The organism is Iningainema tapete BLCC-T55, from assembly GCF_014698965.1.
Taxonomy (GTDB): Bacteria; Cyanobacteriota; Cyanobacteriia; order Cyanobacteriales; family Nostocaceae; genus Iningainema; species Iningainema tapete.
In genome coordinates, this window is record NZ_JACXAE010000124.1 from 16,586 (window position 1) to 30,572 (window position 13,987).

14 protein-coding genes are annotated in these 13,987 nt (G+C 41.3%); 7 read left to right on the forward strand and 7 right to left on the reverse strand.

Annotated features, from left to right (window positions below; translation table 11 throughout):
- Positions 1-291 precede the first annotated feature (291 nt).
- The 5 genes from topA to ICL16_RS40650 all read left to right on the forward strand — a co-directional run bounded on the left by topA (position 292) and on the right by ICL16_RS40650 (position 7,475).
- A complete protein-coding gene (topA, locus tag ICL16_RS40630) occupies positions 292-2,958 on the forward strand; it encodes a type I DNA topoisomerase (RefSeq protein ID WP_190837560.1) in 2,667 nt (888 codons plus the stop codon).
- A 269-nt stretch (positions 2,959-3,227) separates the two neighbouring features.
- Positions 3,228-3,365: a hypothetical protein gene (locus ICL16_RS40635; RefSeq protein WP_190837562.1), complete on the forward strand. Its 138-nt coding sequence runs from the start codon at positions 3,228-3,230 to the stop codon at positions 3,363-3,365.
- Between the two features lie 12 nt (positions 3,366-3,377).
- Positions 3,378-3,836, forward strand: a complete 459-nt coding sequence (gene aroQ, locus ICL16_RS40640; RefSeq protein WP_190837563.1) for a type II 3-dehydroquinate dehydratase — start codon at positions 3,378-3,380, stop codon at positions 3,834-3,836.
- Between the two features lie 3 nt (positions 3,837-3,839).
- Positions 3,840-4,706, forward strand: coding sequence for an ADP-ribosylglycohydrolase family protein (locus ICL16_RS40645; RefSeq protein WP_190837565.1), 867 nt, complete (start codon positions 3,840-3,842; stop codon positions 4,704-4,706).
- A gap of 339 nt (positions 4,707-5,045) precedes the next feature.
- Positions 5,046-7,475, forward strand: a complete 2,430-nt coding sequence (locus ICL16_RS40650; protein WP_337907214.1) for an HD family phosphohydrolase — start codon at positions 5,046-5,048, stop codon at positions 7,473-7,475.
- Here ICL16_RS40650 and ICL16_RS40655 read toward each other — a convergent pair.
- Positions 7,465-8,112: a TetR/AcrR family transcriptional regulator gene (locus ICL16_RS40655; RefSeq protein WP_190837570.1), complete on the reverse strand. Its 648-nt coding sequence runs from the start codon at positions 8,110-8,112 to the stop codon at positions 7,465-7,467. The two genes, ICL16_RS40650 and ICL16_RS40655, sit on opposite strands and share 11 nt — an antisense overlap.
- 125 nt (positions 8,113-8,237) lie before the next feature.
- On the opposite strand from ICL16_RS40655, the gene ICL16_RS40660 reads away from it, so the two are divergent.
- Together ICL16_RS40660 and ICL16_RS40665 are read left to right on the forward strand one after the other, a co-directional pair.
- Positions 8,238-9,221, forward strand: coding sequence for a Rieske 2Fe-2S domain-containing protein (locus ICL16_RS40660; protein WP_202895957.1), 984 nt, complete (start codon positions 8,238-8,240; stop codon positions 9,219-9,221).
- Positions 9,222-9,346: 125 nt separating this feature from the next.
- Entirely contained in the window at positions 9,347-9,721 is a 375-nt protein-coding gene (locus ICL16_RS40665; protein WP_190837574.1) for a c-type cytochrome, read from the forward strand.
- On the opposite strand, the gene ICL16_RS40670 is transcribed toward ICL16_RS40665, so the two are convergent.
- From ICL16_RS40670 to ICL16_RS40700, 6 genes are all read right to left on the reverse strand, one after another.
- Complete coding sequence (locus tag ICL16_RS40670; RefSeq protein WP_190837576.1) at positions 9,718-11,442, reverse strand: ABC transporter ATP-binding protein; 1,725 nt, start codon at positions 11,440-11,442, stop codon at positions 9,718-9,720. The genes ICL16_RS40665 and ICL16_RS40670 overlap by 4 nt on opposite strands.
- Positions 11,443-11,584: 142 nt before the next feature.
- Complete coding sequence (locus tag ICL16_RS40675; RefSeq protein WP_190837578.1) at positions 11,585-11,971, reverse strand: type II toxin-antitoxin system VapC family toxin; 387 nt, start codon at positions 11,969-11,971, stop codon at positions 11,585-11,587.
- Positions 11,968-12,198, reverse strand: a complete 231-nt coding sequence (locus tag ICL16_RS40680; protein ID WP_190837580.1) for a type II toxin-antitoxin system Phd/YefM family antitoxin — start codon at positions 12,196-12,198, stop codon at positions 11,968-11,970. The genes ICL16_RS40675 and ICL16_RS40680 overlap by 4 nt, the downstream gene beginning before the upstream one ends.
- 61 nt (positions 12,199-12,259) lie before the next feature.
- Positions 12,260-12,451: a hypothetical protein gene (locus ICL16_RS40685; RefSeq protein ID WP_190837582.1), complete on the reverse strand. Its 192-nt coding sequence runs from the start codon at positions 12,449-12,451 to the stop codon at positions 12,260-12,262.
- Positions 12,452-12,630: 179 nt separating this feature from the next.
- A complete protein-coding gene (locus ICL16_RS40695; protein ID WP_190837587.1) occupies positions 12,631-13,731 on the reverse strand; it encodes an AAA family ATPase in 1,101 nt (366 codons plus the stop codon).
- Positions 13,728-13,987 (reverse strand): WD40 repeat domain-containing protein (locus ICL16_RS40700; RefSeq protein ID WP_420485336.1); only part of this gene is annotated, 260 nt, incomplete at its 5' end. The genes ICL16_RS40695 and ICL16_RS40700, both read right to left, overlap by 4 nt.

Here is a 13,987-nt window from a genome sequence, read left to right on the forward strand (position 1 = left end):
AACCTGACACAGGATTTATTTATTCATCCATCTTCTGTAAAATCCCAATTTAACAACATCTTCAAGGAATTACATCAATAGTCGTTGTATCACTGTTATGAGATTTTGCTAATTGTAGTCGCCAATTATGCCAAAGATAAGTTAAAGATTGAAATAACCCAAACTTCTCAATCTCAAGGCTCACAACTTCCTTTTAGGAAGAAATACCTAGTTGGTTAGGGCAAAAAGCCCTGAACAGCTAATCTCATTAACTGTTTAGCTGAGCAGCTATTCTTTTTCTTTGAAATTTCCATGTCAACTCTCGTCATCGTCGAATCTCCGACCAAAGCTCGTACCATTCGCAACTACCTACCAGCAGGGTTTCGGGTGGAAGCGTCCATGGGTCATGTCCGTGACCTTCCTCAATCGGCTAGTGAAATTCCCGCCGCAGTTAAAGGAGAAAAATGGGCGCAGCTGGGGGTGAATGTAGACGCCGACTTTGAACCACTTTATGTAGTTCCAAAAGACAAAAAGAAAGTTGTCACCGCCCTCAAAGACGCCCTCAAAGATGCTGATGCACTAATCCTGGCAACGGACGAAGACCGTGAAGGGGAAAGTATTAGTTGGCATTTATACCAGTTACTCAAACCAAAAGTTCCCACTCAGCGGATGGTGTTTCATGAAATTACTTCAGAAGCCATCAAAAAAGCCCTAAAAAACTGTCGCAATATAGACGAACAGTTAGTTCGCGCCCAAGAAACAAGACGAATTTTAGATCGGCTTGTCGGTTACACCCTCTCCCCATTACTGTGGAAAAAAATTGCTTGGGGATTATCAGCAGGGCGCGTACAATCGGTAGCTGTGCGACTTTTGGTAAAGCGTGAACGCCAACGCCGTGCCTTCCGCCAAGGTAGTTACTGGGATTTAAAAGCAATTTTAAACGCCCCACCAGAAAGAGCAGGGGGAGCAGTGTCCTCGTCTGCTTTTACTGCTCAACTAATAACATTGGCAGGAACTAGGCTTGCAACTGGTAGTGACTTCGACCCCAACACTGGGCAATTAAGCGATCCTCGTAAAGTAGTTCTACTTAACGAAGCTGAGGCGCAAGCCCTATTGGAGCGCCTGAAAGGTAAAACTTGGCAGGTGATAGATCTAGAAGAACGTCCAGTAACGCGCAAACCAGCGCCACCGTTTACTACTTCTACTCTGCAACAAGAATCTAACCGTAAACTGCGTTTGTCAGCACGAGATACAATGCGAATTGCGCAGAATTTGTACGAGCAGGGGTATATTACCTACATGCGTACAGATTCCGTACATTTGTCAGACCAAGCGATCGCCGCTGCCCGTGCTTGTGTAGAACAACTTTACGGTCAACAATACCTGAGCAATCAACCCAGGCAATACACTACTAAATCCAAAGGCGCACAAGAAGCACACGAAGCAATTCGTCCCGCAGGCAGCACCTTTCGGACTCCAGCAGAAACAGGGTTGAGTGGTAGAGAACTACAACTGTACGATTTAATTTGGAAGCGGACTGTCGCCTCTCAAATGGCTGATGCACGCCAAACTCAAATCACCGTGCAGTTGCAAGTGGAAGATGCGGGTTTTCGTTCTTCTGGTAAACGCATAGACTTTCCTGGATTTCTCCGTGCTTATGTTGAAGGTTCTGACGATCCGGAAGCAGCACTAGAAGATCAAGAAGTCATCTTGCCCAATTTAAAAGTCGGGGATCAACCAAAATGTAACAATATAGAAGCGATCGGTCATGAAACCCAGCCCCCAGCTAGATACACTGAAGCTACTTTAGTAAAAACTCTTGAAAGTGAAGGCATTGGCAGACCTAGTACTTACGCCAGCATCATTGGTACTATTATCGATAAAGGTTACACTCAATTGGTGAATAACGCCCTCGTGCCTACTTTCACCGCCTTTGCTGTGACTGACTTGCTAGAAAAGTACTTCCCTGACGTGGTTGATCCTAGCTTTACATCAAAGATGGAGCAAACCTTAGATGATATTGCTACAGGTGAAGCTAAGTGGCTACCTTACCTTCAGGAATTTTATCTTGGAGACAAAGGTTTAGAAACTTTAGTTAAGGAGCAGGAAAACCAAATTGATGCTAACCTTGCTCGGACAGTAGAATTGGAAAACTTAGAAGCTAAAGTCCGAATTGGAAAATTTGGTCCTTACATTGAAGTTGAAAATGGTGATGGCGTAGTCACAGCTTCAATACCCAAAGACTTAACTCCAGCAGATCTAGACCCCAAACAAGTGGAAACTTTGCTACGGCAAAAAACTACTGGTCCCGATCAAGTAGGTATTCATCCTGAAACTGGAGAACCAATTTATATGCTAATTGGTCCTTACGGTCCTTATGTCCAATTAGGGGAAAAATCTGAAGAAAACCCCAAACCTAAACAAGCATCCCTTCCCAAAGGTGTAACGCCAGAAAATGTCACTCTTGATATAGCTGTTGGTCTTTTGGCACTTCCGCGCAATTTAGGTACTCATCCAGTTACAGGTGGTAAAATTCAGGCTAATTTGGGTAGATTTGGTCCTTATGTTGTTCACGATCAAGGTAAAGAAGGGAAAGATTACCGTTCTCTTAAATCAATTGATAATGTCTTGACGATTTCCCTAGAACGTGCATTAGAGTTGTTGTCGGAACCGAAAAAGGGACGTAGTAGTACTAGTAGTAAGTCGAAAGCGGCGCTACGTGAACTAGGATCTCATCCAGATGATGGGGAAGCTGTTAACATCTATGATGGCCCTTACGGACCTTACATCAAACATGGTAAAACCAATGTCAGTATTCCCGAAGGTGAAACAGTAGACAGCGTCTCTCTAGATTCAGCTCTTGAATTATTAGCAACCAAAATAAAAACCTCAAAATCAACTCGCAAAACAACTAAATCAACAACTTCTAGTGCCAAGTCCTCGGCAAAATCCTCAAGGACTGCTACCAAAAAAAAATAACCCCCCCGTAGAGACGTTCCGGCGGAACGTCTCTACAATCAGGATGATTTGTTACTAAAACAAAACAACCTCTATGGTAAGATGTAGCTCTCTAGGCTATTAATGTGATATTGTAGTAAGAAGGGAAAAACAAACTTTTAGAAGTGGCTCTTGTCCAGAGAAGAGGGAGTGTGAATTAACTGGTTTTAAAACCAAATGCAAAACAGCAATTGTTTCTCCTTAGCTGATAATCACAAGTTCGAGGTAGTATTGCAGGAGCGGTCAGTTCAATGGACTATATAGAAAAGGTACTGGAAAAGCTGAAAGAATTGGCAGGCAAGCTGATAGAAGCCCTTTTAGGACCACAGGCTGAGCCGGAACCGGAGCTAATTCCGATTCCTGTAGAAGAACGCTCTCGTCGTAGGTAAGAGAGCAAAAAAGTGCAGGAGCAAACTTTACGCCCCTTAAGCATTCTCGTTCTCCACGGACCAAACTTAAATTTATTAGGGCAGCGAGAACCAGGAATATACGGTTCATTAACTTTATCGGAAATAAATCGCCTGTTAGAAGAGCAAGGATTAAAGTTACAGGCGAAACTATTTTTCCAGCAATCAAACCATGAAGGAGCATTGATAGACGCAATTCATGAAGCATCGGCAAAACACCAAGGAATATTGATCAACGCAGGAGCATACACTCATACAAGTGTGGGTTTGCGTGATGCGATCGCAGGTGTGAATTTGCCAACGGTAGAAGTACATTTAAGCAATATTTATAAGCGGGAAGATTTTCGTCACCATTCCTATATAGCCCCAGTGGTAATCGGGCAAATTAGCGGTTTTGGTGTCCAAAGTTACCTGTTAGGTTTGCAAGCTTTAGTGCATCACTTGAGAAGTTAAAATATGCGCTACTCCCTTGCTAATAGATTCAAAGGCGCTTTGTTAGGAGCGTTTTTGGGACAGTTATCATTTCTAAATGAGATGACAGCCAAGAATTTAGATTGGTTAGAAATGGTAATCTCAGGTATTCAAAGTTTAATCGATTTAGGTAAGTTTGAGAGCAAAGATTGGCACAGACGAAAGCAGCAAATATTTCCCAATCACAATCAAGATAGTTATCAATTATACGAAGAAATAGTTACAACTCTACCAGTAGCGCTATTTTTTCATGAAAGTACTGTTAAACTACGCCAGAGCTTACTACAATTGGCACAATGGCATGATGACCCAGTGATACGTGATGGCACACTAGTAGTAGGATATGCCATCTCTCTATGTTTAACAGAAAAACTTTCTCTCTACACTGTCATTCCCCAAACAATTTCTTTCTTAGGTGAGTCAAGCAGCTTATCACAACAATTATTAAAAATTAATTATTTGTTAAAAGAGCAAGCAGGATTAGAAAGAGTACAAGCTGAGTTAGTTGGGAAAAAAAGCGAACAAGCCATTACCATAGCATTCTACTGTTTTCTTCGTACATTAGAAGACTTTCGTCTTTCAGTTCTACTTTCTCACCGAATTGGCATATCTAATACTAGTGTAATTACTGGTGTTTTATCAGGAGCATATAATAGTGTTGTTGGTATCCCTGTATCGTGGCAGTTACTAGCACAAACAAACTTGACCAAATCACAGCTAACTAGTTTTTCTCAGATGTTAAAATTGGCTGATGCATTAGTATATGTTTGGTCAGGAGTGTATGATACCCACAATCAAGCTGAGGTGAAACAAAATAACCATGTAATTGCAGCTCCCCGCGTCATTCGGTGACGTTAATCTCAACGCATAGGTTGACAAACGTAAATAGCTTGAGCATATTTGGTTGCAAATCTTTACAAGATTAGTGCCAAAACAATCAAATTTTATTCTCTAGATAGATCTTGTCGCAAATCTGTTTCCAAGATATGTCAAAGATGAGATTATCTTTTCATCTATCAAGGAAAGCAAATGCATTCATAGGGCTATGAAAAAAGTACCATTTGTTCAAATCTGTAAAGAAAGCAATTGACTCATTGGTGGCAACAGTACAAAACGCTACTCCATTCACACTTATTGAATGGGGAAAACCGAAAACGAAGAGCTTTAAGCTCAATGGTAAAGTCGGTAAAAATGAAAAGTAGCATTGATGCAGTAGGTTATCTCAACTGGTTGGGTGGAAAACCTTCCCCCGTAATTTTTTTGATAGCAGTCATCTCCCTCACAATTGTGATGGGACACAAATTGTACAACCAACCTCAACTACGGGTAGGTACTGTTGCACCTTTGACAATTAAAGCACCGACATTTGCTTACATCCAAGATCGTAAAAAAACTGAATTTCAACGGCAAGCAGCCAGTAAAAGTTCGATCCCAATACTGATGGTTGATCACAGTATTAATGAACAAGTAGAGAATGATTTACAACAATTTCTCACCACAGGTAACGAAATTCGTAAATCAATGGGATCATTACCTTTTTTTGATACTTTTATTATATCTCTCTCTACCCAACGTTACCTGCGTTCTTGTTCCAATTGGGAATGGCAAGCAATACAAATAGCAATCTTAGATCCATCTCACCAGTTAGGAGTATTAACCCAAAAACAGAAAATTACAATTAAAGGACTTAACACACCTGTAAATAAAGACAGCAGTATTCTTTGGTGGGGAAATCCAAAATTAGTTGATTTTGTTCAAAATGCTGATTTTACTCAAGCAGTCTTTGAATTAGAAGCTTATCGTCTCAAAACCTCAAAGCAAAATTTATTATCTCTAGTTCAAAAAATTTCACTGGTTAGACAAGCATATGCTCAAGCAACGGCGAAACTTTCACAGCTAGTAATTCTTCAGTCAGAAACAGTTTATAAAGTGTACGATGACACCACCCTCCTTAACTTGTCTGATGATGACTGGGCAAAAACACAAATAGGAATCGAACAAAGTACACATAGGATTCTCGCTCAAGGTATTTCCCCAGGATTACCGTCAGAGATTTTGCAAAATGCGGTGAGCTTACAAGTACAAACGTCAGTACCACAAGAATCTGAAACTTTAGCTACCAAACTATTGTTAGCTATACTTAAACCAAATTTAAAAAAAGACGAAATACAAACACAACTTGTCGCGGCAAAAGCTGCCTCTGGGGTGAAACCAGTAATGGTAGCAGTACGCCGGGGTGAAGTGATTGTTCGTCAAGGAGAAAAAATTACCGAGTGGAAATTTGAAGTGCTAGAGCACTATCACCTAATTCGTCGGGAAATTAACTGGTTAAGTTTAATACAGTTAGGAATTGTGATTACTGGCGCTGTTAGTATTTTTGCTTCAGTGGAAAAAAGAAGTAAACGTAAAATGCGACAAAGCGATCGCCTATTAGTGTTACTACTTACTCTAAGTACACCAATTGTACTAATTATGGGTACACCCTACACTACTTGGAGTGCCATTGGATTATTATTAGGTAGTTTCTATGGATCAGTTTTAGGCGTAACCGTCGTAGTATTACTATCGTTTTTGCTACTAATAAGCATAGAAATTAGCAAAGCCTCGCTTCTAGCTGGTGTATTAGGAGGAATCTTAGGCAGTTGCATAGCCAAACGCCTCCACTCACGTGAAGAACTTGCTCTACTAGGTGTTGCCATTGGTTTAACTCAAGGTGGCGTATACTTAATTCTTCAACTTTTACTCAGTGCAGCATTTGGTTACGAACTATACATAGTACTACCACAAGCGGCAATGTTTGCTTTATCTGGCTTAGCTTGGAGTGTTGTAGCACTGGGTATTAGTCCATATTTAGAAAAACTGTTTGATTTAGTTACTCCCATTCGTTTAGCAGAACTATCTAACCCTAACCGCCCATTATTAAAACGACTGGCAACAGAAACTCCGGGAACCTTTCAGCACACACTCCTTGTCGCAACTCTTGCCGAAGCAGCTGCCAAAACATTAAGATGCGATGTCGAATTGGTGAGAGCTGGCACACTATATCATGATATTGGTAAAATACACGATCCGTTAGCATTTATTGAAAATCAAATGGGCGGACCAAACAAACATGATACAGAAATCAACAACCCTTGGAAAAGTGCAGAAATTATCAAAAAGCACGTAACTGAAGGGTTGGTGATGGCGCGGAAACATAGCTTACCAACAGCAATTCAAGCATTTATCCCAGAACATCAAGGAACAATGCAAATTTCTTATTTCTATCATCAAGCTGAGCAAATGGCGCAGGAAGACTCAACTATAAAGGTAGAAGAAGCAGATTTTCGCTATGACGGACCAATTCCCCAATCGCGAGAAACAGCAATTGTCATGTTAGCAGACTCTTGTGAGGCAGCGCTACGTTCATTAAGAGACGCTACTCCAGAAAAAGCCCTAGTAATGGTTAATAATATCCTGCGTGCAAGATGGCAAGATAATCAAATGGTAGATTCTGGGTTAACACGCGAGGAGATGTCTCAAATTGGCGAAATCTTCGTTTATGTTTGGCAGCAATTCCATCACAAGCGCATTGCTTACCCTAAGTTGAAGCCACAAACTGAAAAAAGTGCTAATGGTTAGTGATATCTCGTACCCCACCCAGAATTAGCTTAATCACTTCTTGCATGTGGTTGTTAATCATTTCTGGACTACGCAAATCTGAACCAGGGTTCAGGTATTTAAGATGATTGTAGGCGTCAAAATAAAAAGTACACATCCCATTAATATGAACAGCCGTCAAAAAGGGATCTAGCTTGCGGAAACATCCTTCTGCCATACCACGTTCTAGAATACTCACTAAGTAGTTAAACCCAACCTGAAAGCTGGCGTCTTTGTAATATTTACCTTGATTCTGCAATGCTTCTTGCCACAAAATTATACTGAAGTAGGGATGTGCAGCTTCGTAGGTAATGAATGCTTCAATCAAACGCTTCAAGGCTTCCTCAGCTGGTAATTGAGTTAAACTCAGTTCTGGAACTTCAATGTTAATATCAGCAGCTAGTCTGTGCAAAACAGTTTGATACAACCCTTCCTTACTCTCAAAATAGTAGTAAATCATCGCTGTTGTCACACCCGCAGTCTTAGCGATCGCCTCAGTTCTCGCTCCGGAAAGTCCATGCTTGGCAAACTCCTCCATCGCCGCTTCTAAAATCTGGGCTTTCGTCGCTTCTGCATCGCGAACCTGACGAGTTTTATGTTCTGGGTGTTTCGGCTGCATTACCTTTTACGCTACTCCATCATAACTGCCGCACTTATATTAACTAAAAAATTTGTTAGTAGTTGACAAAGAGAATTTTGCTCAGTCATACTAATTAAAAAATTAGTTAGTAAATATTTATGTCTATGCTTTTTGGCGCTCCTTGGTTATTAGCGCACAAATCAATGTTAGAGGTGAACAAACCGAAAAAAGTCTCTCTCTACGGTTTAGAATATGTGCTGTGGAAAGATGCAACAGGCAAAGTTAGTGCTTTACCTAACGCTTGTCCACACATGGGAGCAATGTTATCTGAAGGTTGGTGTCAGCAGCATGACGACAAAAGTAGCGTTGTGGTTTGCCCTTTTCATGCCCTAGAGTTTGACAGTGAAGGTTGCACCGTTCTACCTGGATTTAACAAGAAAACTCTACCGCAATTGCAGCCTTTAGAACTGATTATTCAAGGGGATTTTATTTGGTCTTACGGCGGACAAGAACCTAAAATACCAATCCCAACCATTTTAAATGAAATTACTGCTAAATATGAGTTCATCGGGCATACAGCAGACACCAGCGTGGAAACAGACTTGCTTACCATGTTGCTGAACATGCATGACTACAACCATCAAAACGGTACCCATCGCCCGTTATTTAGGATTGAGGAAGTGCAGTTTGAGAAGTTTATCGATAATGGATTCCACTCCCATGCATTTTACGACATGAGAACAGCAGCAGCTACCTGGGGTGAAAAATTCAAGAATCCCGACATATTGCTCCTGCCAAAAATAATAAAAGCCCATTTGGAAAACCATTTCCCTTCTTTAATCATTTTTCACGGTGTATCAGGGCTAGGCAAAGTTGCTCAATGCCACTTATTTATACCAGAGTCAGAAAAAAGGACTCGCACTTACGTGTTGATGTTCGGAGAAGCTAAGCATCCAGTATTTAAGCCACTCAAAAGTAAGTTTCTCAACTTCGCCAAAGTCGTTGTGGAGCAAGATGCCGATATTCTCACAAAAATTTACCCAAATACACCCCAGAAGATCAAGCTCAACAATGAAGTGGGCATGGATTGGGTACGGCGCAATTTTGCCAGTTTTCCAGAAATTGTCGAACCAAACCTTTCCAAATAGCACGTTTCTCCTGTCTCCTGTCTCCACAAAACTTTATTTTGTGCTTGCAGACACAATCAAGAAATTTTAAGCTATGTGTATGAAATGAAAAATTTCTGTACACATCGACTTAAACAGCAACCCTTTTGGATAACCAGATTAGCAAAACTGAAATTCTGATTCAGCGGATCGCATTATTGGCTCTAACGATTCTGCTAGCGATCCTTTTGGGCATGATTGCTGTTCGTACCCTAAGAGCCTCAGATCCTTACGTCAGCAACGTTTTATCCCTCAAAGGCGATCCAGTTTTGGGACACGCCATCTTTCAAATCAATTGTGCAGGTTGTCATGGCTTAGAAGCAGATGGGCGTGTTGGTCCTAGTTTGCAAGCCCTGAGCAAGCACAAGTCTCGTTATGGTATAATACATCAGGTAATTAGTGGCGAAACGCCGCCAATGCCCAAATTCCAACCTAGCGCTCAAGAAATGGCAGATCTCCTCAGCTATTTAGAAACTCTTTAGTTAAACTGCTGAGCATAAAATCTGGCGTAACGTCGCTCAAGCGCTAACAATTGTTCGTGAGTTCCAGATTCAACAATCTGCCCGCGCTCCAGAACTAAAATCCGATCGCACCGCCTAACTGTACTGAGACGGTGAGCAATTATGAATACCGTCCGGTTTTCCATCAATCTTTCCAAAGCTTGTTGTACTAAAGCTTCAGACTCAGAATCTAAAGCAGATGTAGCTTCATCTAGAATTAAGATTCGGGGATTAAGTAACACAGCACGAGCGATCGCAATTCTTTGCCGCTGCCCCCCAGATAAATTTACCCCTCGTTCTCCAACAACCGTGTAATAACCATCTGGTAGCTGACTAATGAACTGATGGGCATTAGCAATTTTTGCGGCTTCAACAACAGCTTCCATGTTAAAGGTATCTTGTCCGAAAGCGATATTTTGGGCGATTGTCCCAGAAAACATTGTAGTTTCTTGAGGTACAATACCAATTTGTCGCCGCAGACTGTTAAGCTTAACATCACGAATATTAACACCGTCAATGAAAATCTCACCAGCTTCAGGATCATAAAAGCGTGGTAGGAGATTGGCGAAAGTAGTTTTACCCGCACCAGAAGCACCAACAAGAGCGATCGCTTCTCCTGGCATTGCCAATAAACTAATATCTTTTAAGACAGGTTCACCTGGTTTGTAAGCAAAAGTCACATGACGATATTCCACCTTACCACTTACAGGCGGAAGGTAAATAGCATTTGGTTTTTCCACCACTGTTGGTTGAATAGCCAACAACTCAAAAACCCGGTCAACTGATGCCTCTCCCTGCTTAAACTCATTGTAATTGTTAGTAGTGTGACTAACAGGATCGATTAAGGAGGCTGCCGCAGCAAGATAGCTGAAAAACTCTGCTACTGTTAGGGTACGTTGAGCAATCAACCAAGCACTAACAAATAGTAGCAACAAAAAACTGACTGCTTGCAAAAATCCTACAATCGGAATTTGAATTGCTTTGAGCCTTTCCGCAGAATATTTTGCCACTAAAGTGTGTTCTGCCTCACGGCTAAACCTAGCAATTTCATAATCTTCTGCCGCAAAAGCTTGTACTATACGAATACCACTAAAAACTTCCGTTAAGATTGAAGACAAATTAGAAACACGATTTTGGCTTCTTAAAGAAAACAAGCGTAAACGTTCGCCAAACCAACCAATTAAAAACCCCATCAACGGCGCAATAATCACTGTAGATAATGTCAACTGCCAATTGAGCCAAATCATGTAGACGGGAATTGCCACCAATTGCAAAGTGCAGGGGATAAAATCGTGAAGAAGTTTATGTACCACTTCCCCCACCCGATCGACATCCTCAGTAAGGCGGTAAGATAAATCACCCGCCTTTGCCGTTTCAAAATAGCTAAGATTAAGCTTTTGCAAATGAGCGTAAACCTGCTTACGGAGATTAAAAGCAATCCGTAGAGCGGCTTTTGCCATATAAATATCCTGTACAGATTGAAAAAAGCCTCTAGTTAAAAACACTCCTGCTAAGATGCCAATAACTTTAGTAATTTCAATCACATTTCCTTGTCCAAAGGCAGTTGACAATTGTTTGACAAGAGTGATCAGAGCTAATGTTGCAAATACATATCCCAAAATACCAACAAACCCCTTGACAATATTCTGCCATTGAGTTCGGATATAAGGTAGAAGCTGCCAGTAATTAGAGCGCGTTTTCAAGCTGTCACATCCACAAAGATATTTTTCTTTGTTTGACGCTACCAGGTTTTGTGTAGTTTCTGAAATGTACTAAGTGGTGATGTCTGGTTGTTCTTTTACCTCCCAATGAAAAAGCCTGGGAAGTTTGACGCAGCAATCATACTCACCAATAACGAGTAACTGCATAATTATCTAGCACTGCATCCACGCTAACAATCGGGATCTTTTCTGTAAGTGCTTGAGCTACTAAAAGCCGATCAAAGGGATCTTTATGATGGAATGGCAGAGTTACGATGGCGGCTACATGAGCAACTTTAATCGGTAATATTTCCAATTCGTTAACTTGAATTTGATGCTGTATCCATGTTTCAAAACCTCCAGGGATTTGATACTTACCAATACTAACTTTGATAGCAATTTCCCAATACGAAGCAGGGCTGAGCAAGATGTCATTGAGAGGATCGACAATCAAATCACGGGCGGCTTGACTGAGGGCGCGATCATTGAGTACAAACCAGAGGAAGGCTTGAGTATCGAGCAAAAACTTCATGGCATATAGTCTTGAAAGTCTTCCAAGTGGGTTTCATCTTCGGACAGGATGATTAGGGTTCCGATCGCACTACCGGGTTGGCGAGGTTTGCGAGGGGGTTGGGGTTCGGCAATCAGTCTAGCGACTGTGCGTTCGCCGGAAAAGATCTGCACTTCTTCACCAGGTCGCAGACTTGCAATCAGTTCGGGTAAACGAAGTTGAGCTTCTGTTAATGGAATCCGTGTCATAACTTTGTGTTTATAAAATCACCGAGCGCTGGTAGGTCATCAAGTGCTTGAGATGTCCAACTTATTCGTGCCATTTCTTGACCCGCACTTTAGCTTCTGTATGTGAAATAATATCACCATCAGCTATCTGCTTTAGCCCTTGATCTACTTTATATAAAAAGTACAAGCGCTCCATCACTTCTAAAAAAGTAACGTCTAATGGCATTTCCTCCAAAACGTTTAGTATTTTTTGTTTTAGTGTAGTACCTATCATAAATGTAAGTTTGTACTTAAATTTCTGCTTTAGTCAAAAGGATGATAACACAGGAGCCACAGGTCAAGCAGTAGCCGAAACAGCTATCCTGCATAAGCTAGAGCGGTTTCAACCTGTTTTTGGGATGAGCAACTTTAGTGGCGTATTTAGTAAATACCAGTGTGTTTCTATACCAGAGTCTAAGATAAATTAAGTTGCCGACTCAACCAGTCCCGAAAGTTGGAATGATAGAAACTGTAAACGGTTTCTTCTCCTACTGTTTCCTGATTTAGAAATTCCCGCCAATTCTCCAGTACTTTTTCTAAAACGTATCCATCTTCATCAACCATTTGGGCAATTAATTCTGCATTCAAAGGTTGCTGCGACTGTGATAAACATCTTAGTACAGCTAATGCCACAGAAGATAAACCCTTACCTTTGATGCGTTGCCAATGATTTTGGTAATATGCCTCTAAACCAGGAGGGAGTTGATCGAACTGGAAGGGTTCGGGATAAAAACCTTGAGTGATCGCATCTAGGATTTGGCTAAGATACATGAAATTGTTTTCGCTGCTAACTGTTAGCCTTTGGCATAATTCTCGTTGGCTAATATTGTAGTTTGTTAACCACCCTGACTCCTTTAATAAAGAGGGTTTTCGCGAAAAGTACTGCTGTATATATGTCTCCACATCTTGGCGATTTTGTTCTGGATATGCTTCTAAATCTAATATTTGAGCAGGGGTTTCAATGAGTAGACCAGATTTCTCGCTCAAAAAAGGGCGACGAGTGAGGAGAAAATAAACTCGCTCTGGCAGATATCTGGGAAGGTAAAATAGATTTGAGTCCTGAGGTTGGTTTTTGCGGTCGATGCGATCGCACCCATCAATGGCAATAATTAAATGCTTATCTGGTTCTAATAAATCACTGAGTTTCTGAAGCAAAAGCGAGAGAAACCAACTTCCAGCAGTAGCGTTATCCGGAAGCGACATATTTCCAGTTCCCAATTCCTTCATCAACTGAGTGCAAACAGTGTTGAGAAATTCAGAAGCAAATTCTTTACCCTCTACTTGGGCTGAGTAATAAACTACTTGGGGATTGTTGATAGCATAATGAGCGAGGATAGCACTTTTACCACTACCAGGTGCGCCCACAATGGTAAAGTAACCACAGGGTTGGTACTTGAGAAAGTCTGTAATCGTAGAAAAGACAAAGTCACGACCAACAAAGTTGGTGCTTTTTTCGTCAATTAGTTGCTGAAATTCATGGTGAGAATAAGCTAGGTGTCCAGGTTTAATATTCATATACTTGCTTTTAGCCTTAAGAAATGCACCTTTCCTAAACTATCCCCTGCCGTAATTGTCATTCCATCTGGTGCAACAGCACAGCACCATACTGGACTATCAACAGTAAAAACGGCAACTCTCCTACCGGATGCCATGTCCCAGACTTTGAGAGTGCCGCCATATGAACCAGAAATCACCCGCCCCCCGTCGGGAGTCACTGCCACTGCCCTTACCCCGTCGCTATGACCTTGGAGGGAAAAAAGTTCTTTGCCCG